General features: G+C 54.6%; 18 protein-coding genes. 17 read left to right on the top strand and 1 reads right to left on the bottom strand.

What is annotated here, in order from left to right:
- Positions 1–819 precede the first annotated feature (819 nt).
- The 13 genes from N2A41_RS29040 (at position 820) to N2A41_RS28980 (ending at position 16,768) form a co-directional block, all read left to right on the top strand.
- Entirely contained in the window at positions 820–2,436 is a 1,617-nt protein-coding gene (locus N2A41_RS29040; protein WP_260111550.1) for a GMC family oxidoreductase, read from the top strand.
- A 311-nt stretch (positions 2,437–2,747) separates the two neighbouring features.
- Positions 2,748–4,073, top strand: a complete 1,326-nt coding sequence (locus tag N2A41_RS29035) for an NAD(P)/FAD-dependent oxidoreductase (RefSeq protein WP_260111549.1) — start codon at positions 2,748–2,750, stop codon at positions 4,071–4,073.
- Positions 4,074–4,383: 310 nt separating this feature from the next.
- The gene (locus N2A41_RS29030; protein ID WP_260111548.1) at positions 4,384–5,685 is read left to right on the top strand and encodes an ABC transporter substrate-binding protein; all 1,302 of its coding nucleotides are present in this window, start codon (positions 4,384–4,386) and stop codon (positions 5,683–5,685) included.
- Between the two features lie 65 nt (positions 5,686–5,750).
- A complete protein-coding gene (locus N2A41_RS29025; protein ID WP_260111547.1) occupies positions 5,751–6,695 on the top strand; it encodes a carbohydrate ABC transporter permease in 945 nt (314 codons plus the stop codon).
- A 9-nt stretch (positions 6,696–6,704) separates the two neighbouring features.
- Positions 6,705–7,550: a carbohydrate ABC transporter permease gene (locus N2A41_RS29020; protein ID WP_260111546.1), complete on the top strand. Its 846-nt coding sequence runs from the start codon at positions 6,705–6,707 to the stop codon at positions 7,548–7,550.
- 11 nt (positions 7,551–7,561) lie between these two features.
- On the top strand, positions 7,562–8,626 hold the full coding sequence (locus N2A41_RS29015) for an ABC transporter ATP-binding protein (protein ID WP_311202891.1): 1,065 nt from the start codon (positions 7,562–7,564) through the stop codon (positions 8,624–8,626).
- A gap of 88 nt (positions 8,627–8,714) precedes the next feature.
- Positions 8,715–10,232: an aldehyde dehydrogenase family protein gene (locus N2A41_RS29010; protein ID WP_260111545.1), complete on the top strand. Its 1,518-nt coding sequence runs from the start codon at positions 8,715–8,717 to the stop codon at positions 10,230–10,232.
- 18 nt (positions 10,233–10,250) lie between these two features.
- Complete coding sequence (locus tag N2A41_RS29005; protein ID WP_260111544.1) at positions 10,251–11,060, top strand: aspartate dehydrogenase; 810 nt, start codon at positions 10,251–10,253, stop codon at positions 11,058–11,060.
- Between the two features lie 77 nt (positions 11,061–11,137).
- A complete protein-coding gene (locus N2A41_RS29000; protein WP_260111543.1) occupies positions 11,138–11,899 on the top strand; it encodes an electron transfer flavoprotein subunit beta/FixA family protein in 762 nt (253 codons plus the stop codon).
- 25 nt (positions 11,900–11,924) lie between these two features.
- Entirely contained in the window at positions 11,925–12,857 is a 933-nt protein-coding gene (locus N2A41_RS28995) for an electron transfer flavoprotein subunit alpha/FixB family protein (protein WP_260111542.1), read from the top strand.
- Positions 12,858–12,937: 80 nt separating this feature from the next.
- On the top strand, positions 12,938–14,557 hold the full coding sequence (locus N2A41_RS28990; protein WP_260111541.1) for a GMC family oxidoreductase: 1,620 nt from the start codon (positions 12,938–12,940) through the stop codon (positions 14,555–14,557).
- A 3-nt stretch (positions 14,558–14,560) separates the two neighbouring features.
- On the top strand, positions 14,561–15,055 hold the full coding sequence (locus tag N2A41_RS28985) for a hypothetical protein (RefSeq protein ID WP_113544607.1): 495 nt from the start codon (positions 14,561–14,563) through the stop codon (positions 15,053–15,055).
- A 72-nt stretch (positions 15,056–15,127) separates the two neighbouring features.
- Entirely contained in the window at positions 15,128–16,768 is a 1,641-nt protein-coding gene (locus tag N2A41_RS28980; protein ID WP_260111540.1) for an electron transfer flavoprotein-ubiquinone oxidoreductase, read from the top strand.
- A gap of 45 nt (positions 16,769–16,813) precedes the next feature.
- On the opposite strand, the gene N2A41_RS28975 is transcribed toward N2A41_RS28980, so the two are convergent.
- A complete protein-coding gene (locus N2A41_RS28975; protein WP_260111539.1) occupies positions 16,814–17,788 on the bottom strand; it encodes a helix-turn-helix transcriptional regulator in 975 nt (324 codons plus the stop codon).
- Positions 17,789–18,021: 233 nt separating this feature from the next.
- Between N2A41_RS28975 and N2A41_RS28970 the strand changes: the two genes are divergently transcribed.
- The 4 genes from N2A41_RS28970 to N2A41_RS28955 are packed head-to-tail and all read left to right on the top strand — an operon-like array spanning position 18,022 to position 22,722.
- Positions 18,022–18,990, top strand: coding sequence for a cupin domain-containing protein (locus tag N2A41_RS28970; RefSeq protein WP_260111538.1), 969 nt, complete (start codon positions 18,022–18,024; stop codon positions 18,988–18,990).
- A 45-nt stretch (positions 18,991–19,035) separates the two neighbouring features.
- The gene (locus tag N2A41_RS28965) at positions 19,036–20,223 is read left to right on the top strand and encodes a CaiB/BaiF CoA transferase family protein (protein WP_260111537.1); all 1,188 of its coding nucleotides are present in this window, start codon (positions 19,036–19,038) and stop codon (positions 20,221–20,223) included.
- Positions 20,224–20,269: 46 nt separating this feature from the next.
- Positions 20,270–21,037: an alpha/beta fold hydrolase gene (locus tag N2A41_RS28960; RefSeq protein ID WP_260111536.1), complete on the top strand. Its 768-nt coding sequence runs from the start codon at positions 20,270–20,272 to the stop codon at positions 21,035–21,037.
- Positions 21,038–21,063: 26 nt separating this feature from the next.
- Positions 21,064–22,722, top strand: coding sequence for an FAD-dependent oxidoreductase (locus tag N2A41_RS28955; RefSeq protein ID WP_260111535.1), 1,659 nt, complete (start codon positions 21,064–21,066; stop codon positions 22,720–22,722).
- The last annotated feature ends 43 nt before the right edge of the window (positions 22,723–22,765 follow it).

The following is a 22,765-nucleotide window of genomic DNA, read 5'->3' as shown; positions in this document are numbered from 1 at the left end:
AATACCGCCCATCGAGCTCAAACAATTTTGGCATCGACGAGCGAATAACGACCTGGCAGTCATTTGGTTTCGAGGTCAGGTCGCGGCACACGTTTTGAACCGCGATCCCACATCCGATCCATTTTCGCCCCTGTTTGGGCCGGTTTGATTTAACAAAATCGGAGTGTCATCTGATGGCGTGGCAAGACTGGGAATAATTGCCGCGGGCTCGATGCAAAGACAGATGGCCCAGGGCTCTCGGTAACGCCTCGATACTTGTTTGCGACATCAGAGGAAAGTCTAGCCCCACACGAACGGGGCCAAATACGGGGCTCTGAATAACAATTGTCAAACGTCGGCCATTTCCGCCTGGGAATTGCCACGGCCGACTTTGCTGTGATCGACATCGGCTTCCGCTCGCAAGAGCAAAATGGCATCACACGGGGTGCGGCTGAATCCAATTGAGAGATTCTCAAAATTCTTTGCAGAGGGTCGGGTGGCAGTTCAAGAATCCCCGAAAGCATGGAACATTGACACGTTATTGGGGCAAGGCAGCGTTGCACAAGACAAGTTAATACCCAGAGTTTGAAGGTGGCCGCAGGCTTCCATTACGAGTGCGCTCATCGGCAGTGACGCAGAACAATTCGACGCAAAAGCGTTGCCGCGCAGAAATGTCCAAGAGATAAATGGAATTTCCCATTGTCTCAAGTGCTGCCGTCTGTTTCTCATGAAGCTCAAACACGCTCTGAATGACACCAAGTTGCAATTCGCCCGTCCCATCTTGGCGCTGCTGGAAAGCACAGCCACGGGCGGCCGTGAACAGTATACAGGCAGGAAAAAATGGACGCTGCTCCAGAAGAAGACGTCTATGATGCGGTAATTGTCGGCTCAGGGCCTTCCGGTGCTATAACCGCACATACACTCGCGGTCGCAGGTTTTAGGGTCATCTGTCTGGAGCAGGGCGACTACGCGCTATCGTCGGACTACGCGGCGAACCACGACATGTGGGAACTCGTTGCCCGTGGTCATTGGCAGACTGAGCCCAATCGCCGAGGAAATCCGGCTGACTATCCCTTAAATGTGTCTGAGACCGACCTAGCGCCATCGATGTACAATGCTGTTGGCGGTTCCACCATTCACTATAGCGCGCTTTGGTCCCGCCTTGCACCATCTGATTTTCGAGTGCGTACTCTTGATGGCGTAGCTGACGATTGGCCAATTAGCTACGACAAGCTTGCTCCGTTCTATGATGAGATCGACGATTTTATTGGTGTATCGGGCGTTGAAGGCGATCCAGCTTATCCTGAGGGCCTCTCGCCTAAGCTTCCGCCGATGCCTCTCGGCAGGGTCGGCGTCAAGGCCGCAGAGGCCATGAACAAACTGGGCTGGCACTGGTGGCCGCACGCAAATGCGATCCCGAGTCAGAAGATCGGCTCGCTTGCAGCATGCGCACGTTGGGGCACTTGCATACAAGGTTGTCCCGAAGGTGCCAAAGCATCGTTCGACATGGCATATTGGCCCTCGGCTATTAAGGCGGGTGCTAAGTTAATTACCGGCGCCCGCGTTTCCCGGATCACAGTCGATGGGAACGGAACGGCAACTGGTGCCGAGTGGATCAGCAAGGGGAGGAAGTATCACACCCGGGCAAAACAGGTCGTCGTTTGCGCCAATGGCATCGGCACGCCAAGATTGCTTCTGCTTTCCGCAAACGAGCGGCATCCCCACGGTCTGGCGAACTCATCCGGTCTGATGGGCAAGAATTTGATGTTGCACCCGAACTGTACTGTTATCGGCTATTACGACGAAGATTTAGAATCCTGGCGGGGTCCGGTAGGATCCGTAATCAGCTCAATGCAGTTTTTTGAAACCGATCGTGCTCGCGGCTTCGTGCGCGGGCCAAAATTGCATGCCTGTCCCACGCCAGGGCTGCTTTTTAACGGCGTCGATCCCCACAGACTATTGCCATTCGATGCGCTTTGGGGCGCGAACTTCCATCGGGTCCTCCGGCTTGCGCGGAACGCAATCTTCTGGGGAGCAAACATCGACGACCTGCCAGAAGAGAGCAATCGGGTGACCCTGGATTCCGATCTTCGCGACAGTGACGGCATTCCCGCGCCCAAGATCAAGTATCGGTACAGCGAAAATACCTTGAGGATGCGAAGCTACGTCATGGAAAAGCTTTGTGACATCCACAAGGCGGCAGGGGCAAAGAAGCTCGTTGAGATTCCTGACCTAAAAGGGGAACCCGGGCACTTGCTTGGAACCGCCAGGATGGGGCATGACCCGAACACCTCGGTGGTTGACGAGCATGGCCGAGCGCATGATGTACCCAATCTGGTTATTTCCGACGGCAGCATATTCGTGACCGGCGGAGCTGCGAACCCGACTAGCACCATAACTGCGCTTGCGCTTCGCAATGCAAAAAAACTTGTCGAAACGCTGCATACGACAAATTGAGGTGGTCACTATTTCGCGGCCACCTAGCGACTTTACTTGAGTAGTATCGCCAGCTCCGCGGGTTGCCGACGCGTCGATATGTCCACTGACGAACATCACTCCGGTCTCGCCCGGCAAAATCGATACTCGTCACCCGGGCAGTGACGTCAAGACAGAAGCTTCGCATCTAACAAGGGCTTCTTCGGCTGTGAAATGACCCAACTCATCGCTCAAATGGCTGGCTGCTCTCTACGATCTCGATGGAGTGGTCTCCGCTGTTTGTCGAGCGGTGCAAAGCGATAGGTTCTGTAATGAAACGGTTAGAGGATTTTATGATGGCCGTCGCACACCTACGAGATACCCCGAGGCCTACTGTTCTTTGGAGCAAAACCGTCCTTGAGCCCGTCATTCACTTCGCCAAACTAGAGGCAGACGAAACCGCCGACGTTGCGGTGGTCGGAGCTGGGTTTTCTGGTTTGAACGCGGCCATCCATGCAGCTCGACATGGTGCAAGCGTCGTTCTTGTCGATGCACGAACAGTCGGTAGTGGTGCATCCGGAAGAAACGGCGGTAACAGCATACCGCATTTTCCCGGAACGATGACACCTTCACATGTCGCCTCGATTCTGGGGAAAAAGAAGGCACGTCTACTTTCGGAACTAGTGGTAGCTGGCTCGGACCTAGTTTTTCGCCAAGCCACTGAACTTCAAATTGAATGCTCCCCTATGCAAAGTGGATGGATGCAGCCGGCGCACTCGAGCCACTCCCTCCTGAACGTCCGGAGAGCCTTTGAAGAATGGAAGGCTTTCGGCGCGCCGGTCCAATGGCACTCCGCTGCTGACACACACGACCTCCTTGGCACGGCTGGCTATGTCGGTGGGTGGTCGAACCCGACCGGTGGATCTCTTAACCCTTACGGTCTGGCCTTGGGGCTCGCCAGGGTGGCGAAAAAGGCCGGTGTTCGTATTTTCGAGAATACCGCAGTTCAGAAAATTGAAGGAACGGCTACCTCGCCAGTCTTGGTTTGCGGCGATCTGCGCATCAAGGCTCGCATTATCCTTGTCACCACCGGCGGCTATACCGATGGTGCCTTCGAAGACGTACAGCGTTCGGCAATCCCGGTTCATCTCTACCAAGTCGCGACTACGCCTCTGCGTAAAGAGCTTCGGGCATCGATCCTAAAAACACAGATGTGCTTTTCAGATTGCCGAAAGTCTGGCGGTTTCGGCAGGCTCGATAACGACGGGCGGTTAATCACCGGAGGGGCTGTATTCGCTCTTGGCAACAGCCGGCGTTATGGTGAGAACCATTCTCGCGCGCGATTGAAACTGCTGTACCCGCAACTGTCAGAGCAAGACATCGCGTTGGAGACTTACTGGGAGGGGTTTTGCGCAGTATCCAAATCGAAGCTACCAATTCTATTGCGGCTTGGAGCCAATGTATTTTCTCTCGGCGGATTTTCCACCCGTGGTCTTAATCTTGCTCAAAACTTGGGTCGGCTTCTCGGCGAGTTCGCAGCCGGCAAGGCAGCATTGGATGACATGCCAGTCGAGGTCGTGGAGGGTCGGCGCGATATTGCTTTCTGGCTCTTTAAATCGTGCGCTGCGCGGTATGCGTTTCCATGGTTTCAAGCACAAGATCGTTTTGGCCTGTCTTAGGTCCCATTCCTCAACGAGAATCGGCCCCATCGGCAGCGACCATTGATGGACCTCGTTCCAAACTCGCCGATTTGAGCATTTTGTCCAATGTTTCATTGGATTTTACCATTGTCGGGCAGTTTGTTACATGGTTAGCTTCGACATCCATCCGGCGCAAAAGCGTCTGACACAGTCAGTACGTAGGAGACTGAAATAAACCGCTAATGCGGTGCTGCAGTTCAAGTGGTAGCTGCGGAAGACGGCGCCATCTGACTCGCGAAAGCAAGTAACAGCAGTCAACAAACTAAGGGGAATAATGATGGAGGCCAGCATGATCAAAGGTATAAATCACCGGGAAATGAGCCGTCGAACAGCCTTGAAAGCTGCTGCTGCACTGCTCGCCGCCTATACTTCCAGTTCGTTCGGCGTACGTGCCGCTAGCGGTAAAAGCCTTAACATTCTCAGCATGAACCTGCTCTTTGGTGAAGTGTTGGCGAGTAAGATTCCGAAGGTTTATACCGAGGCGGAAATCATCGCCGACCCTATTCCGCAAAATGAGCACTATGAAAAGCTCCTTGTTGAGATGTCGCAGGGTTCCTCGACCTACGATCTTTTGGCTTTGGATGCTTTGTTCATCCATCAGGTTCTTGCCAACCAATGGGTGAAAGCGGTCGATGACATCAGGGCGGACGATTCATCGCTGCCGCCGTTGAAGTATGAAAATGTTATCCCGGAATCCCTGAAATTCGTACAATTCGACGGAAAACATTTCGGAATCCCGCTCACGCTTTCGACGCCGATCTTCGTTTACAGAAAGGACCTGTTCGAGGCAAAGGGGCTTTCGGTTCCGACGAACTGGGACGATTATCGAAAATGTGCCGAGGCGCTCCATACCGATGAAGTCGCTGGCAATATCCTGCTACTGGGTGGCCAGGACGCACACATGTCAGGCGACTGGGCGACCCGACTGATGGGCATGACAAAGCTCGGCCCGGACGACGACGGCGTGTTGGACAGCGCGAACCGGCCGGTCTTCAATTCAGAAGGCCAGGGTGTGAGGGCGATCGAACGGATCAAGGAAGTGCTCCCGTTTGCTCCGAAGGGAGCTGAAGGTCTGGACTACCCTGATGGCGTCTCACTTTTCTCGCAGGGAAAAGCTGCGATGTTTATCAGCTGGTCGGATGTATTCGCCGGCTTGGAAAGCGGCCCGTTGAAGGGCGAATTTGGATATGCCGCCGTTCCAAGCGAGAAATACCAGCAGCAAATGACAGGCGGCATCTCAATGGGTGTCAGCAGCTATTCGCAGAATCCAAGCGAGGCCTACAAATTCCTGGATTGGATGCTCAATGGCGAGGGCTACAAGCTCTTTCTGGAAAACGGCGAGACAAACCTCGTGTTCAAGTCGCAACTTGAAGATGCGGCAGTGCGGGCAAAAATTCCCTCTCTGAATGTGTACGAGGATTTTAAAAAACGTGGGACCACGACGATAGCGTTGCCCCCGTACCGTGTACCGAATTCGGTCGAAGTTCAGCGCGTGTTATACGAAGAAATCTTGGCCGCTGTCCTCAGTCGGAAGACACCTGAACAAGCAATGAAAGACGCTGAAGTTCGTGTCGCTGGTGTCATTCGCTAACGCCGCACGGAACGCATTTGGAGAATGGCCTCTCAAGCCATTCCTCTCATGTACGGGGAATCATAATGAGCATGACACATTCGATTTCAACCGCAAAAGTTGGTGTCGCTGACAAGGCGCAAAGGGCGGGAGAGCGCCGCACTGGGCTGTTGCTTCTCACCCCAGCTTTCGTTCTCATGAACGTCGTCGGGTTTTTCCCGATGGTGTATTCGCTTTACATCTCGCTGACGGACTACAACCCCACTCATGGCGGCATTGCTCGCTTTGTGGGCCTGAAAAACTACGCTACCGCACTCCTCGATCTGCAGTTTTGGCATGCTGTCGGATTGACCTGTTTTTTTGTTACACTGAGCGTGCTCTCGTCACTCATTCTCGCCGTGCTGCTGTCGCTGCTCTTTAATTTGCGCTATCCGGGATTTTTCCTTTTACGAACAATTATATTGATCCCGATGTTGATCACCCCAATCGCGGTCGGGATCGTGTGGCGCGTCATGATGATGCCGGATCTTGGAGTGCTCAACTACATCCTGACCGTGGTCGGCTTGCAGCCGCAACTGTGGACTTCCTCTGCAGGCAGCGCGCTGTTGTCGATTGTTCTCGTGGATATTTGGCAGTGGACGCCCTTTATGTTCCTCATCGTCTTTGCCGGTATCTCGTCGTTGCCGAAGAGTCCCTTTGAGGCTGCCGCAATCGACGGGGCAGGTCCAATACGGGTTTTTTTCTCGATCACTTTGCCGCTCCTCAAGCCGGTTATTGTTATCGCGACCCTCCTGCGCATCGTGGATGCTTTCCGGACATACGATACTGCATTCATCATGACGCGTGGAGGTCCCGATTTCGCAACCGATCTCGTGAGCGTTTATCTGCAGAGGGTAAACTTCCGCTTTTTTGATCTTGGCTATGGATCGGCGTTGTCCTGGATCACACTCTTGATCGTGTCGGTTATTATTCTGATTTTCACGAGGCTCTCTGGCTTCACGCGCATCATTTCCGAAAAAGAAGACCGATAGGAGCTGGCAATGTCACTGAATCATGTCTCTGTTCAACGCGGTTCCAAGATCGTCTTCGTTTACGCCCTCGCGCTTCTCGCCACAGCGTTTTTTGCTTTTCCGATTTTTTGGATGGTCACTGCATCGTTGAAGAGCGATCACAACATCACAGCCTATCCGCCGGTATGGATCTTCTTTACTCCGAGCCTGCAAAACTACGTCAAGCTGGTCGAAGAACTCGGCATCGTCAAGATGTTCATCAACAGCGCGGTTATTGTGGGCTTGTCCACGTGTCTGGCAATGGCTTGCGGTACGCTTGCAGCCTATGCGCTCGCGCGATTTGATATAAAAAACAAGCAGCTGATCGCCTTCGAGGTCTTGTCAATCCGCATGTTGCCACCGATCGTCAGCGTTGTCCCGATGTTCATCCTGGCCCGTTGGCTAGGCGTGTTTGACACGTATTGGTTGTTAACAGCCGCGTATGCTCTCTCAGGTCTCCCGTTCGTGGTTTGGGTTATGCGCGTCTTTATTCAGGACATCCCGCAGTCAATCGAAGAGGCCGCGCTGATTGATGGCTGTTCAAGATTGGAAACCTTTTGGCGGGTGACGTTGCCTCTGCTGATGCCCGGACTAGCCGCGACGATGGTCATTGTTTTTATGTTTGCTTGGAACGAATTTCTCTTGGCGTCGATGCTAACATCAAATGCCGCAAAAACGTTGCCGGTCATCGCGGCAAACACCCTGAACGCAAAATCCATTGCCTGGGGCATGGCCTCAGCGGCGGGGGTGGTGATGTCACTGCCCGTCGTTGTGCTTGTTCTACTTATGCAACGCTATCTTGTTCGCGGCCTGACGTTGGGCGCGGTAAAGGGCTAAAGGAGGCTATCGTGGGCATTCAGATCAGAAACGTACAGAAGCGTTTTGGCGCAATTACCGTCGTCAACGGAGTATCGGTTGACATTGCCGAGGGCGAGTTTTTCGTGATGCTCGGAGAGTCAGGCTGCGGCAAGACGACCACCCTGCGAATGGTGGCGGGGCTGGAATTACCAACATCGGGCTCCATCCATATAAATGGCAAAGACGTAACTTTTGCCGAGCCCAGACATCGCGACATCGCGATGGCATTTCAAGACTATGGTCTCTACCCAAACATGACGGTTTTCGAGAACATTGCGTTTCCGTTGAAGATTCGCAAGGTGTCTCCGACCGACCGCCGCAGGAAGGTCGAGGAAACGGCTGGCAAACTCGGAATCGCCGATTACCTTGGCCGCAAGCCCTTTCAACTATCCGGTGGTCAGCGGCAGCGTGTGTCGCTTGCGCGAGCACTCGTGAGAAACCCCAAAGTCTTCTTAATGGATGAGCCCCTATCGAACCTCGACGCCAAGCTTCGTGCGGTCATGAGGACAGAGATCAAGAAGCTCGTCTCCGACCTGGGGATCACGACGATTTATGTTACCCATGACCAGATAGAGGCTATGTCCATGGCCGATCGAATAGCAGTTATGCGACGAGGCGACATGGTGCAGGTCGCGTCGCCGCTAGAAATATACGATAGGCCTCTCACACGCTTCGTGGCTGACTTCATGGGCTCGCCGCCCATGAACCTTTTTCCTGCATGTCTGAAGACGCCTGCTCGCCCGACCTGTGAGGTGCAGGAATTCATAGACTCAATTCCTGACGAGGAGCGGGCTTTGATTGCCGATAGGCTAGATTCGACTGGGCAGTTCAGCGCCGGCATTCGACCTGAACATTTGAAGCTTGTAGAGGTCGGTTCTGCCGGCTCCGCGCGTGCGGTCGTGGATTTTGTCGAACCATTGGGCCAGACAACCAACGTATATCTGACAGCCGGAGAAACCAGTTTCATCGCGGTCACTGATCGGTGCCATTACCATGTTGGCGATGCGGTTGGAGTATACGCTCCGCCGGAATTCGTACGTGTGGTTGCAAATTAGCAGACTGTTTGCGTCCTTTACAGGACGCACCTGAACCACGTAGCCGAGACCGCCGGACATTGATGGCGACTGAACGGCAGAATTTCCGATGGAGGCCAATTTGTTACAGTCCCAATCCTACATATCGCCCCGTGTTTACGGCCACTTTATCGACGGCGTCCTGTCCGATCCGGCGCATGATTTGATTGATCGGCATTCGCCGGTGAATGGATCACTGCTTGCACGCTTTTCGGCCGGCACATCGGAAGATGTGGATGAGGCTGTGACGGCAGCAGTCAGAGCATTCCATCGCGAGGACTGGGCAAACCTCACGGGCGCCGCGCGGGCAAAATTGCTGAATAAATTTGCCGACCTGATTGCTGATCATGCAGAACATCTGGTGCGGCTGGAAGCGGAAGAGGCTTCTAAGGCAATGAAGATGTCTGCTCACGAACTGACAATGGTCGTTGAAATGACCCGTTTTGCGGCTTCACTTGCCCTCACTGCGAAAGGCGAAGCGCACACGCAGCTGGGTCCCGATGCACTGGGTCTCGTCACGAAGGAACCATGCGGGGTCGTTGGCTTGATCGTGCCATGGAACTTTCCGCTAGTCTGCCTTTTCCAGAAACTCCCCTACGCCCTCGCCGCAGGCTGTACCGTTGTTATCAAACCATCGGAACTCACTTCCAGTACTACCCTTGAGATTGCGAGACTGGGAGCGAAAGCTGGTATTCCTGCGGGTGTCATCAACGTCGTAACAGGCAAAGGCTCCGTCGTTGGCGAAGCTCTTACCGGCCACCCAGATGTTTCGATGATCTCGTTCACGGGATCCACCGCAGTCGGTCGGCGGATCGGTGCTAAATGCGGCGAGAGCATAAAGCGTGTGGCGTTAGAACTGGGAGGAAAAGGTGCGAACATCGTGTTTGCCGATGCAGACCTCGATGCTGCACTCGATGGAATCCTCTTTGGTTTTGTATTTAATCAAGGCGAGGTATGCGCGGCCGGAGCGCGTTTGATTATTGAGGACAGTATAGCGGATGAGTTCGTGTCGAAACTCGCCGAACGTGCGAAGCGCGTCAATGTCGGCAATCCGACCGACGAGCAGGCGGACATGAGCGCGCTTATTCATGAAGAACACATGAATAAGGTTCTTGCTTATGTCGCAGAAGGCGAAAAAGAAGGAGCGGTCCTAATTTGTGGCGGGCAGCGTCTTCGCGGTCAGGAATACGACGATGGCTATTTCGTTGCTCCGACGATCTTAACTGAAGTCACAATGGAAATGAGGGTATTCCAAGAGGAAATATTCGGACCAGTTCTATGCGTCACTAGATTCAAAAGCCAGGAAGAGGCGATACTTCTCGCTAATCTTACGGAATACGGGTTGGCAAACGGCGTTTGGAGCAAGGACATCGACAGGATTCTTCTGACCGCGCGCAGGCTGAGATCCGGGACTGTTTTTGCCAACACTTATCTAGAGGCAGCTGTGCAGCTGCCACAGGGCGGTGTCAAACAAAGCGGATTCGGCCGGGAGAACGGTTTGGATGCCCTTCATGAATACATGGAGACCAAGCAAACTTACGTGAAGCTGGGTACCCGTCGTCCAATCCTTGCTCACACAATCGGCTGATTCTTCGGGGGAACTGTTTTGCAGAACGATAAACAGCGCATTGCGGTTATAGGATTTGGAGCGATGGCGCGGAGCTTGCAAGCGTCGTTTCGTCGAGCTGGAGACCAGTTCGGAGTTGCAGCGACGTTGGTCCCTGAGGAGTTCGCGCCGACGCCGAGCGAACTGGGTGCCGTGAAACTCTTCAACGACGTTTCGGACCTGATCGACTGGCGTCCTTCACTCGTCGTTGAATGTGCAAGCCACGACGCGGTCCGTGACTACGTTCCCGCATTGTTGCGAAAGGGTATCGACACAATCATCGTTTCTGTGGGCAGTTTGAGTGAAAAGAGGCTGCTTGACAGCCTCGAAGCTGCGGCGACAGAGGGCCGTAGTCGCCTAACCGCAGTGTCAGGCGCCATTGGGGGGCTCGACGTCCTAAGATCGGCAAGAAGTGCAGGACTAAGCTCTGTCGCATATACCGGAACGAAACCGCCCAGTGCTTGGACGGGAACGCCGGCGGCAGACATCGTGGACCTTGCGTCCCTCAGCCAGGCGACTGCAATATTTCAAGGCAATGCAGAGCAGGCCGCACGACTTTATCCAAAAAATGCCAATGTAACCGCCGCAGTAGCGCTCGCAGGTATCGGTTTTGAGGCTACTCAAGTCGTGTTGATTGCGGACCCTAGTGCGACTGCAAATAGTCATCGGGTGGAGGCACAAGGAGCTTTTGGCAGTTTCAAGATTGAGCTCCAGAACAAACCTTTGCCCGACAATCCAAAAACGTCATGGTTGGCGGCATTAAGCGTCGAAGAAGCCATTGTTCGACACTTTCGGGCCATTGATGTGTAGCCGTTTCAGTTGATCGGCAATGGGCTGGCAATTCCACCAAACAGACGCTGTCCACAGGAAGAATCGAGGGAAATCGATTGAAAATTCTCGTCCCAGTCAAACGGGTTGTCGACTACAACGTGAAGATCCGGGTGAAGCCGGACGGCACGGGTGTCGAGCTTGCCAATGTGAAGATGTCGATGAACCCGTTCGACGAGATCTCGGTGGAAGAGGCGCTGCGGCTGAAGGAAGCCGGCAGGTGCGAGGAAGTGGTGGTGGTGTCGATCGGTCCTGCCAAGGCCGAGGAGACGCTGCGGACCGCACTTGCGATGGGCGCCGACCGGGCGATCCTGGTCGAGACCGACGATGCTGTAGAGCCGCTCACGGTGGCCAAGATCTTGAAGGCTGTCGCCGATGCCGAACAGCCGGGGCTGATCATCGTCGGCAAGCAGGCGATCGACGACGATTCGAACCAGACCGGCCAGATGCTGGCGGCACTGATGGGAATTGCCCAAGCGACCTTCGCCTCGAAGATCGAGATCGAAGCCTTTGGTTCTGGGGGCAAAGCAACCGTCACCCGCGAAGTCGATGGCGGCCTGCAGACGATCGAGATCAAACTGCCGGCGGTCGTCACATCAGACCTGCGTTTGAACGAACCGCGTTATGCCTCGCTGCCGAACATCATGAAGGCGAAGAAGAAGCCGCTCGACAAGAAGAGCCCCTCTGACTTCGGCGTCGACACCACGCCGCGCCTCAGGGTCTTGAAAACCGAGGAGCCGTCGGGCCGCAAGGCCGGCGTCAAGGTCAAGTCGGTCGCCGAACTGATCGACAAGCTCAAAAACGAAGCCGGCGTGCTGTAATCAGCTGGGAACAGGAGCCATCATCATGACCATTCTTCTTCTGGCTGACCACGACAATGCCAGCCTGTCCGATCAGACCGCCAAGGCGGTGACGGCCGCCACCGAGATCGGCGGCGATATTCATATTCTCGTTGCCGGCAAGGCTGCCAAGCCCGCTGCCGATGCCGCTGCCAAGCTTGCCGGCGTCTCGAAAGTGCTGCTCGCCGAAAGCGACGAATTCGCCAACAACCTTGCCGAACCGCTCGGCGACCTGATCGTTTCGCTGGCGGGCAGCTACGACACGATCCTGTCTGCCGCGACCTCGGTCGGCAAGAATGTTCTGCCGCGGGTGGCGGCTCTTCTCGATGTCGCCCAGGTCTCCGAGATCATCGAGGTGATCTCGTCAGATACCTTCAAGCGGCCGATCTATGCCGGCAATGCCATCCAGACGGTGCAGGCGAGCGACGCGAAGAAGGTGATCACCGTGCGCACCGCATCCTTTTCCGCGGCCTCCCAAGGCCCCTTTGCTGCCGTTGAGGGTATCTCAACGGCAGCTCTTTCGTCTCAGCTGTCTTCGTTTGTGTCGGACCATGTCTCAAAGTCAGATCGTCCGGAATTGACCTCGGCCAAGATTGTCATCTCCGGCGGCCGGGCACTCGGCTCGGCCGAGAAATTCAGGGAAGTCATCCTGCCGCTCGCCGACAAGCTGGGAGCTGCCGTCGGTGCATCCAGAGCCGCCGTCGATGCCGGCTATGCGCCAAACGACTGGCAGGTCGGCCAGACCGGCAAGGTGGTGGCGCCGCAGCTCTATATCGCCTGCGGCATTTCGGGCGCCATCCAGCATCTGGCCGGCATGAAGGATTCGAAGGTGATCGTCGCCATCAACAAGGACGAAGAGGCGCCGATCTTCCAGGTCGCCGACTACGGATTGGTCGCCGATCTCTTCGAAGTCCTCCCCCAACTTCAAAACGCTGTTTGATCGTCACGCATAGAGCCAAACGAAATTCGAGAGCCAAGCCAAACCGCCAGACTCTACACAAATTGAATGGATCACAGGACATGGATGGCAACACAGGACACGAAGATATCTACGATGCGGTGATTATAGGTTCGGGTCCGTCAGGGGCCGTCACTGCCCATACCCTTGCGCTGGCCGGACTTCGCGTCTTGTGCTTAGAACAAGGCGACTACGCACTTCCATCGGACTACGCAGCGAATTTCGACATGTGGGAGTTGGTAGCACGAGGTCACTGGCAAGCTGAACCCAATCACAGGCGCAATCCTGCGGATTACCCATTGGAGGTCTCGGAGACTGATCTGGCGCCTTCGATGTACAGCGCGGTCGGAGGATCAACGATACATTTCAGTGCTCTGTGGTCTCGGTTAGCGCCATCCGATTTTCGGGTGCGAACTTTGGATGGAGTTGCTGACGACTGGCCGCTCAATTACGCGGAACTGTCCTCCTTTTATGACGAGATCGATGACTTCATCGGTGTGTCCGGTTTAGAAGGTGATCCAGCCTACCCTGAGGGATATGCCCCAAAAATGCCTCCGATGCCTCTCGGCAAGCATGGCATGAAGGCCGCGCAAACGATGAACGTCCTTGGGTGGCATTGGTGGCCCCACTCGAATGCGATACCGAGCCAAAAGATCGGTTCGCTCGCAGCATGCGCACGATGGGCTACATGTACTCAAGGCTGTCCAGAAGGAGCAAAGGCTTCATTTGACCTGGCTTATTGGCCAGCAGCGATCAAGGCAGGCGCAAAACTAATCACCGGTGCTCGCGTTTCGAAAATCACAGTCGATGAAAAGGGTGCAGCAACGGGTGCAGCTTGGATTAAGGAAGGCACTGAATATCATAGCCGAGCACGAACTGTGGTTCTCTGCGCTAACGGCATTGGGACGCCGCGGCTTCTTCTTCTATCGGCTTCGGAAAAGCATCCCCACGGCCTCGCAAATTCGTCAGGCTTGGTTGGCAAAAACCTGATGCTTCATCCGAATTGTGCTGTCTTTGGCTACTACGATGAAGATCTTGAGTCCTGGCGCGGACCCGCAGGATCTGCCGTAAGCTCGATGCAATTTTTCGAAACCGATCGACGCCGAGGCTTTGTCCGTGGTGCCAAACTTCACGCTTGCCCGACCCCTGGACTCATTATGACTGGTATCGACCCTCATCGACTCCTGAAATTTGATGCTCTGTGGGGACAAAACTTTCACAAGGTCGTTAGAGAGGCACGCAATTCACTCATGTGGGCCGCGAACATCGACGATCTGCCGGAAGAGAGCAACTGCGTCACCCTCGATCCACATCTGACGGACGCAGACGGGATTGCGGCCCCTAAAATTCGTTATCGCTATAGCGAAAACACGTTGAAAATCCGTGATTTCACTGTTGCCCGCATGGTGGAAATTCATAAGGCCGGTGGAGCAAGGAAAATCATCGAAATCACTGATTTACAGGGCGAACCGGGACATTTGTTGGGTACTGCAAGAATGGGAAAAGATGCCAATAGTTCGGTAGTCGATGAATTCGGTCGTGCGCACGACGTACCCAATCTGATTATTTCCGACGGCAGCATTTTTGTTACAGGAGGTTCCGCAAATCCGACCAGCACGATAACCGCGCTCGCGCTTCGAAATGCGAAAGAGCTTACCCGAACCCTGAAGAAAGGCGCTTAAGAGATGACGAACAATTTGAGAGTATCCGGCGAGAAGCGCTTGTCCGTCTCGAGGCCCAGCGCAGCTCCGCCGCGGCCTTTCACGGACATGGAGTTGCAAACGCTACGCACCGTAGCCGATGCCCTGATCCCGCCTCAGGACGATTTTCGATCCGGCAGCGCGGTTTCGAAGTTCGATCAGCTTGTTACAAATGCTGCCGCAATCCTTGATAAGCATTTCGACCTCCTGACCGGTGTTCTTGAGGAGTTGCGCGTCACCCCCGGGACGGAAATGTGGGACAGGCTCAAAAAACTTGAGGCAGAGAATGGGGAAGCGTTTTACATTCTGTCGACGCTGATCGTCGGCGCGTACATTTACTCCGATGAGATGAAATCAGAGCTAAATTATCCTACGCCTCATCGCAATCCTCCCGGATTGTTTGATGCGGCCGACGAGCTTTCGAGCGGAATTCTAGATCCGGTGATAGAGCGCGGGCCGATTTATCTAGCTGTAGAGTGATGCGTTGTGATCGCAGCGTGATCAACTGCGTCACTCTTCTAACCCGTCTGCCCACCGAGCTTTGAGTAAACGATGCGCGAGAGCATGGAATTCGACGTTGTGATCGTCGGCGCCGGTCCTGCCGGTCTTGCGGCGGCGATCCGGCTGAAGCAGGTCAATCCGGAGCTCTCCGTCGTCGTGCTGGAGAAGGGCGCGGAAGTCGGCGCGCATATCCTTTCTGGCGCCGTCGTCGATCCGATCGGTATCGATCGGCTGCTGCCCGGCTGGCGCGACGAGGCCGATCATCCCTTTAAGACCGAGGTAAGCGCCGATCACTTCCTGCTGCTCGGCCCGGCCGGCTCCGTTCGCCTGCCGAATGTGCTGATGCCGCCGCTGATGAACAATCACGGCAACTACATCGTCTCGCTTGGGCTCGTCTGTCGCTGGCTGGCGACCAAGGCCGAAGAACTCGGCGTCGAGATCTATCCGGGCTTTGCTGCAACCGAAGTGCTCTACAACGACGAGGGCGCCGTCATCGGTGTCGCCACCGGCGACATGGGCATCGAGAAGAACGGCGAGCCCGGCCCGAACTATACCCGCGGCATGGAACTGCTCGGCAAGTACGTGCTGATCGGTGAGGGGGTGCGCGGCTCGCTCGCCAAGCAGTTGATTGCCAAGTTCGATCTGCAGAAAGACCGTGAGCCGCAAAAATTCGGCATCGGCATCAAGGAGCTCTGGCAGGTCAAGCCGGAGAACCACAGGCCGGGCCTGGTGCAACACTCCTTCGGCTGGCCGCTCGGCATGAAGACCGGCGGCGGCTCCTTCCTCTATCACCTGGAAGACAATCTGGTGGCCGTCGGCTTCGTCGTCCACCTCAATTACAAGAACCCCTATCTCTATCCCTTCGAGGAATTCCAGCGCTTCAAGACCCATCCGGCGATCCGCACCACCTTCGAGGGCGGCAAGCGGCTGTCCTATGGGTCGCGTGCCATCACCGAGGGCGGCTACCAGTCGGTGCCGAAGCTCTCCTTCCCCGGCGGGGCGCTGATCGGCTGTTCGGCCGGTCTGGTCAACGTGCCGCGCATCAAGGGCAGCCACAATGCGGTGCTGTCGGGCATGCTGGCGGCCGAAAAGATCGCCGCGGCGATCGTATCAGGCCGCAGCCATGACGAAGTGATCGAGATCGAGAATGAATGGCGCAAGGGCGACATCGGCAAGGATTTGAAGCGTGTACGCAACGTCAAGCCGCTGTGGTCGAAGTTCGGCACGGCACTCGGCGTAGCGCTCGGCGGGCTCGACATGTGGACGAACCAGCTCCTCGGTTTCTCCTTCTTCGGCACGCTGAAGCACGGCAAGACCGATGCCCAATCGCTTGAGCCGGCCTCGCAGCACAAGCCGATCGCCTATCCGAAGCCCGATGGCGTCTTGACCTTCGATCGCCTGTCCTCGGTGTTCCTGTCGAACACCAATCACGAGGAAAACCAGCCGGTTCATCTGCAGGTCAAGGACATGGCGCTGCAGAAGAGTTCGGAACACGACATCTATGCCGGCCCGTCGACGCGTTACTGTCCGGCCGGCGTCTATGAATGGGTGGAAAAGGACGGCAAGGACGTCTTCGTCATCAACGCCCAGAACTGCGTGCACTGCAAGACCTGCGACATCAAGGACCCCAACCAGAACATCAACTGGGTGCCGCCGCAGGGCGGCGAGGGGCCGGTCTATCCGAATATGTAAATTCTCAAACACAAAATGACGACGAACTTCCGCCCGCATGCGACGCTAGGCTGGATCAAGAGGGAGCACATGCTCACCATCGCGCGTAGCTCTTACGGACAGCCGACGAAACGCGATTGGCGATAGACCCGTGTTAGTCGTGAAAAACCGAGTGAAGTAGGCAGCGTCATCGTAGCCAAGTGAAAATGAAATTTCCTTTACGCTCAAATTCGTATTTGCCAGGTAGGATCGAGCTTGCTCCAGGTTCCGAGCCTTTATATTGCTGTGCAAGGTCTTTCCGGTAGCCTTTACAGAGATCTTATTAAGGTTTGATATCGACATGTTCATTCTGTCGGCGTAAAATTGTACATTCTTCTCTGTCTTGTAATATCTCTCGATAAGCTGAGACAATATTTCAATTTTACTTTTTCCCGACAGATCACCGATATCACTGGTTTTAACACCAAATTGCAGAACGTTTCGTTCCGCAACAATTCTAAGAAATTCGACGATGAAAGAAAGAACAGCAGCCTCTCTTGCGAGAATGAACGGATAATGTTCTGAATTGTGCTCGTATATTACTCGCTCTATTGCCGTGAAAACCTCTGGGTTTCTGTCTCTGTCGAGTTGCTCGATGATTGTTATGTATTTGACCAGGTCGCTGGCCAGAACGCCCCTCTGTGCAAGACGATCAAAATATGCGTCACTGATCGTTATCACGTGGCCGAACGTTTTTGTTTCAATGTAAGAATAAAAACCATGCTCGATGTTCGGTGGAATCATAACCAGGCTATTTGTGCCAAAATTATACTTCCCGCTTGGGGATATCAAAGTGGACCTTCCCTCGGAAATGTAGACAAACTGATACAAATCCAGATGTACGTGAAGATCGATATTTGACGTCAAATTATTACTTCGAACGAGAATCGACTCGGCGTTCGAAAAGATCGATTGACCAAATTCCGGACTCTCCCCGTAAAGCGAGTAAGCTGGCGCTCGAGTCGGGCTCTTAACAAGTCGCTTGGTTGTTTTCTGCGTCACAGACCGCCTCCCAATTCCCCACGCTCGCACTGCAGAGATGAGTAGAATGTCCAGTTTATTGTTGGATATTACCATTGTCCGCTCACAGCGAAAGTGATTTCTTTCACTCGGGGCATGGATCCGGGGACGACGTTATCCCTCAGCCTCTCAAGGGCATTTTTTGCTGTGAGGAGCGATCGATACCGATGTCAACATTCCAAGAGTTCTAATCGAAGAGTTGAGGTTGATACGCCATGCATAAAGAATTTAAGCGCGAGCAAGATCTGCGCGAAGCAATCGTCATTTCGGCGGACGATGGGATAACGACGAACCTTTCGGCGGGGGTCGCGTGCACAGCTCGGGTGAAAGTCTCGCCACTGAGCCACGCCCACTCGAATTTTTCGATTGTCGGGGTAGACCTACACGCTCGCGGCCGCGTGAGATCACACATCCATGAACTAAATGAGAGAGTGATTATATGTTTTGGCGGCAGCGGAACGGTACAGAGTGCCGGACGGAGGCATCCTGTCTCGCGAGGAACGTTTGTCTTTTGCGGACGTGGTGTCGAAGTCCAGTTCGAGCAGCAGGGGGATGAAAATCTTCGACTGTCAATAATCTCGTTTCCTCCCGGACCGGAAGCGCGCTTCGATCTCTTTCCCGCTGGCGCCGCGCAGGAATTTCCAGCAAATATCGCTGCCATACTCGGCGTCAAGTTGGACGAAAGGCCTGCGGAGCCATCACAGGATGACTTTATTGTCGTTCAGGACGACGAGGGGGAGGAATATTGGCAGGCAGCCCCGAGCGTCGGTTTTGTCAGCATTAAGCTAGCGCCGCCGACAATTCCGCTCAATTATTTTTGCGCTGCTTCGCAGCTCCTTGAGGCTGGTGCAAAGGTTCGAAGCCACGGGCATCAGGTCTCCGAGGAAATTGTAATCGTTACTCAGGGGAGCGGAGTGGTTGTCATCGAGGAAGAGCGACATAACATCGCCGAAGGCGACCTCATCGTGCTTCCCCCGAAAGTCATGCACCATTTCGAGAACAACACAGACGAACCATTCCGGTATGGCGGCGTATTTTTGCCGCCGAGCGTAGAAAGCGCCCTTCGCGCGACCGGCGTTCGGAAACTGCCCGGTGTTCCCCGTCCCACCGATATCCCAAGGAATCCTGAGACGGAGCGAATGCTTGTCGAAAGATATGGATTCATCATCAACGGCATCTCATGATGGATTTCCTGCTTTTCAATTCAGACAAACAATTGGGAGAAACCGATGGCTCTGCCGTTAGAAGGAATTCGCATTTGCGATCTGTCACAAATTATGTTTGGACCGTGCGGCACCCAGGTTCTTGGCGATTTTGGCGCGGATGTGATCAAGATCGAGCGGCCCGGAATCGGCGATATCAGCCGGACGATCGACAGGTATCGTGCCGATCGAAATGACGAAAGCGCAAACTTCCTGGGCATGAATCGGAACAAGCGCAGCCTTGCCTTGGACGTCAAAAGCCCCGAGGGCCTCGCGATCGTGAAGCGCATTGCGAAAAATTCGGACGTCTTCGTCCATAACTACCGTCCTGGAGTAATTGAACGGCTTGGGCTTGGGTATGACGACCTTCGCGCCGAGAACGAGAAACTCATCTATGTGGAAGGCTCGGGCTTTGGCGTGAAAGGGCCACTGGCTGGAAAGGGCGGTATGGATTTTGTTGCCCAGGCGATTGCCGGGGTCGCCCATGGAAACAAGGATCCAAGCGGCAAGCCTCAGCTTTTTCCGATTTCAGCATCAGATTTTTCGTCGGGAATGATATTGGCACAAGGCGTTCTGCTTGCTCTTTTCCATCGAGAGCGCACAGGCCGTGGCCAAAAAATCGAGATCAATCTTCTCGATGTATTTCTTGTGATGCAGCAGCAAGAGGTTACGCAAAAGCTTCTTACCGGCAAAGATTTCAATCCACTTCAACAAGATCCAATGGATGTTTTTGCCACTGCCGATGGTCACATTGCCGTCATTGCCGTCCTTCGGGCCAATCCAATTTCAGATATTTGCAACGCTTTGGAAATTCCGGACATCACAGCGGACCCTGCGCTTTCGACGCTGGCAAAGCAGATGGCGAACCGGGAGGAGTATCGGCGGCGGATGGCTGAGGGATTCGCGAAATTTACGACAGCAGAGTGTGAGCGTCGTCTAGACGCAGTTGATATTCTCTGTAGTCCCGTCCTGCCTCTCGGCGAGACACTCAAGCATCCTCAGGTGGAAGAGAATGGAATTCTCGTCGAAATTTCCCATCCGAAACAAGGAAAGTTCCGAACGGTAGGTAACGCAATCAAATCTTCGGAAGTGGACCAAATTTCACTCGTGCCTCCGCCGTTGCTCGGCCAGCATTCCGAAGAAGTTCTCCTCGAGTTTGGATATTCGACGGGTGAGATCGAAGTGTTCAAACAGAGTAATGTCATCAACAAATGACCACGTGAATTGCCGATCCACAACCGTTTCCAGAAAGGCTACGAAAATGCTGGCATATAATAAAGAAGGATCCGGCGAGCGCGCATTGCTGCTCATTACTGGACTGGGCGGTCACGCAAACTTTTGGGACAAGCAGCGGCCACGCCTAGCAGAACAGTTCACCGTTTTAAGCTTCGACCAACGAGGAATGGGTGCCAATCGAGAGGTTACCGGGCGGCATACGCTTGATGAGATCGTGAGCGATGCGATCAGCATACTAGACGACGCAGGCGTAGCGAAAGCAAGTATCATCGGGCATTCCATGGGCGGCGTCATCACTCAATGCATTGTCCTCGACCATCCGTCACGCGTGAGATCGGCAGTATTCAGCGGAACGTTCTGTGCGTTTGATTGGTACATGATGACCATCGGCAATCTACGCCAGAAGGTACTAGAGACCGCCGGATCCGCTGCCTTTGGCCATCTCTCCGCCCTCTTGGCTATGCCCGGGGCGAATGTCCTCGATCCAAGTTATGATCTGAAGGCGCGGTTGGACGGTGGGCCAAAAGCCACGGACCATGTGATGCAGTTGCGGCAGAAAGCGGTTTACTCATTCGATCGCCGTGACGAGCTCCGCCAGGTGAGTTTGCCGAGCTTGGTCGTGGGAGCCACGGATGACATGCTTGCTCCTCCATATCAATCTCGCAACATCGCCGAGCTAATTCCAGGTGCGCGGCTGGAAATGCTGGACGGGGGCCATTTTTTCCCGGTGACACGGCCTGAGCGCTATTTCGAAGTGATCCAGCCCTTTCTAGCCGAGCAAGTTCAGGTCTAGAGGTGGCTTAGCGATAGGAGGCATGGGTGGACCGCATCGGAAAAGTGCCCGACGTCGAGCAATACGTCGTCGATGATGGCTATATCACAGATTTCATTGTTGTCGGGTCCGGCGCTGCGGCATTGACGGCTGCTTTAACGGCGGCATCTAACGGTAGAACCGTGAGGATAATCGAGAAGACTGCGAAGATCGGTGGAACGAGCGCCATGTCTGGAGGGATGACATGGCTTCCGGCAAACCACTATGCGCAAGCAGCCGGCTTCTTCGATACTCCGGCGGAGGCACTTCAATATATCCGTGAAACCGCTCCCGCCGGGTGGCGGGAAACGGAGGACGCTCTCTGGAAAACCCAAGTCGAAAACGGCCCGGCCATGCTGAAGCTTGTTGAAACGCATTCTCCCGTCCGCTTCAAGCTCACCGGTGTGCCCGATCCATTCCAGGAAGCTGAAGGAGCCAAATCAAGTCGAATTCTTTCCGTCGAACCAATCAGTCGTAGAATCCTGGGGCCGTTCAGAAAAAAAATTAGACGATCGACGATCCCACAAAGGCTGACTTACCATGAAACCGTTGCAGCGAAGCTCGATCGACAGCCGATCCGAGGCACCCTGAAGTTTGCGCCTACAATTATTGGGCGTTGGCTGACGGATTCCGTTACACAGGGTAATGGGCTCATTGTTGGTTTGCTCAAAGGGTGTCTAAGCCTAGGATGCCTAATTGAGCTGGAAAGCCGTGCTGTCGAATTCACCGTAAGCGAAGAGGGCGTCGTAGACGGTGTCAAGGTTGAACGAGGCGGATCTCAAGTTACGTTCAAAGCGCGTAACGGTGTGGTTCTTGCATCGGGTGGGTTCGAATGGGACCCCGACATGCTGCGCAAATATTTTCCGAGCGAAGTGGACTTTAAAAGCGGCCCCAGCAGTAACGAGGGCGACGGCCATAAAATGGCGCAGGCGTTAGGGGCGGCGTTTGCCCACATGGACGAGGGCAATATCGTCATTCAGCCGCCAATAGAGTATGAGGGAGAACTACACGGGCTACCTCTGAGGATCCATGCGGAGCCCGATGCAATCATCGTCGACCACTCCGCTAAACGATTCGCAAGTGAGTACGAGTACTGGATCTATGCTCGCACGATGGATCGTGGGGAAGACGGTCAACTGATCCATCAACCGGCATGGGTGATCAGCCATTGGCCGATGGTCAAGCGGACGCCCCTGATTTGGTGGTACCGCAGGTACAAGCCAGGTTGGCTTTTAAAAGCTTCGTCATTGGATGAACTCGCGGCATTGACGAAGCTGCCCGCCGAAAACCTGAAATCGACGGTCCAGCGGTTCAATGGGTTTGCTCGAGAAGGCAAGGATCTCGATTTCGCCCGCGGAACCTCGAGCTTCTACGAGAAGAAACTGGCTGCCAGCCTAGGCCTCATGAAAGAGATCAACCGAGCGCCCTTCGTAGCATACAGGTTCCGTCCTTCGCTACTTGGAACCAAAGGTGGAGTTCGAACCAACGAACTCGGACAGGCTCTGCGAAGCGACGGAAGCGTTATTGTAGGGCTGTATTGCGCCGGCAATGTAATGGCAGGTCCCATTGGGGCACGCGCACCTAGCCAAGTCGGCACGACAATTGGTCCTTATATGACATGGGGATATATCTGCGCGCAAAGTATCCTGCGTGACAACAGGCGCTAAGAAGACCAAATCAACAACCAGATGAATGGGTGTTCGAGCCCGA

Source organism: Rhizobium sp. SRDI969 (assembly GCF_025152725.1).
GTDB lineage: Bacteria > Pseudomonadota > Alphaproteobacteria > Rhizobiales > Rhizobiaceae > Rhizobium > Rhizobium leguminosarum_I.
This window is presented reverse-complemented; position numbering and strand designations above follow the sequence as displayed.

Coding starts and splice junctions, on each gene's coding strand:
- N2A41_RS29040 (WP_260111550.1), top strand. CDS start 820: ATGGACGCTGCTCCAGAAGAAGACGTCTATGATGCGGTAATTGTCGGC.
- N2A41_RS29035 (WP_260111549.1), top strand. CDS start 2,748: ATGATGGCCGTCGCACACCTACGAGATACCCCGAGGCCTACTGTTCTT.
- N2A41_RS29030 (WP_260111548.1), top strand. CDS start 4,384: ATGATCAAAGGTATAAATCACCGGGAAATGAGCCGTCGAACAGCCTTG.
- N2A41_RS29025 (WP_260111547.1), top strand. CDS start 5,751: ATGAGCATGACACATTCGATTTCAACCGCAAAAGTTGGTGTCGCTGAC.
- N2A41_RS29020 (WP_260111546.1), top strand. CDS start 6,705: ATGTCACTGAATCATGTCTCTGTTCAACGCGGTTCCAAGATCGTCTTC.
- N2A41_RS29010 (WP_260111545.1), top strand. CDS start 8,715: ATGGAGGCCAATTTGTTACAGTCCCAATCCTACATATCGCCCCGTGTT.
- N2A41_RS28995 (WP_260111542.1), top strand. CDS start 11,925: ATGACCATTCTTCTTCTGGCTGACCACGACAATGCCAGCCTGTCCGAT.
- N2A41_RS28990 (WP_260111541.1), top strand. CDS start 12,938: ATGGATGGCAACACAGGACACGAAGATATCTACGATGCGGTGATTATA.
- N2A41_RS28985 (WP_113544607.1), top strand. CDS start 14,561: ATGACGAACAATTTGAGAGTATCCGGCGAGAAGCGCTTGTCCGTCTCG.
- N2A41_RS28980 (WP_260111540.1), top strand. CDS start 15,128: ATGCGCGAGAGCATGGAATTCGACGTTGTGATCGTCGGCGCCGGTCCT.
- N2A41_RS28970 (WP_260111538.1), top strand. CDS start 18,022: ATGCATAAAGAATTTAAGCGCGAGCAAGATCTGCGCGAAGCAATCGTC.
- N2A41_RS28965 (WP_260111537.1), top strand. CDS start 19,036: ATGGCTCTGCCGTTAGAAGGAATTCGCATTTGCGATCTGTCACAAATT.
- N2A41_RS28960 (WP_260111536.1), top strand. CDS start 20,270: ATGCTGGCATATAATAAAGAAGGATCCGGCGAGCGCGCATTGCTGCTC.